This is a genomic window from Raineya orbicola, from assembly GCF_002843425.1.
In the GTDB taxonomy this organism is placed as follows: Bacteria; Bacteroidota; Bacteroidia; order Cytophagales; family Thermonemataceae; genus Raineya; species Raineya orbicola.
Map to the genome: position 1 here is coordinate 1 of NZ_NKXO01000096.1, position 827 is coordinate 827.

Below are 827 nucleotides of genomic sequence, written 5' to 3' on the forward strand. Positions count from 1 at the left end.
CGTTATAGCCTATATTAAGATAAAACCAACAAGAATGAAAAAATACAGTTTTAAAGAGATATCAGTTTGTGAAATGTGCGGAGACCAAACAGCAAATCATAAAGTTTTGGGACAACGACTGAATAAATCTCAGGGTTATAGACCTAAAACTAAAACAGGAATATCCGTAAGTATAATAAAGTGTACTAACTGCGGTCTTATTTATTCAAATCCTCAACCTATTCCATTTGACTTACAAGACCACTACGGAACACCACCTGAGGAGTATTGGAAAGAGGAGTATTTTGTTTGGCATCCCACTTATTTCAGTTCACAAATTGAAGAAGCAAAAAAACTGTTGGACTTTAAATCAGGAATGAAAGCCCTTGACATTGGTGCAGGTTTAGGGAAAGCAATGCTATCAATGCAAAGTAAAGGCTTTGATGTATATGGTCTTGAACCTTCAATCCCTTTTTATGAAAGAGCCATATCTAAAATGGGGATAGATAGGGAGAAACTGAAATTAGGCGCAATAGAAGATTTAGATTATGAACCAGAATTCTTTGACTTCATAACATTCGGGGCTGTTTTTGAGCATTTATACGAACCCTCATTATGTCTTGAAAAAGCATTAAGTTGGTTAAAACCAAATGGGATAATTCATATTGAAGTGCCTTCAACAAAATGGTTATTACCTAAATTTATTAACTTTTATTTCAAACTCATTGGGACAAACTATGTAACAAATCTTAGTCCTATGCATACACCTTTTCATTTGTACGAGTTTGACTTAAAATCATTTAATAAACTTTCAGGAAAATTGAACTTTAAAGTAGAAAATTATAAAT

Annotated in this window: 1 protein-coding gene; it reads left to right on the top strand. The window is 32.9% G+C overall.

Features of this window, described 5'->3' with window-relative positions:
• Window positions 1-34: 34 nt before the first annotated feature.
• Window positions 35-827: class I SAM-dependent methyltransferase (locus tag Rain11_RS13760; RefSeq protein WP_101359944.1), on the top strand; the 793-nt coding region annotated here is incomplete at its 3' end.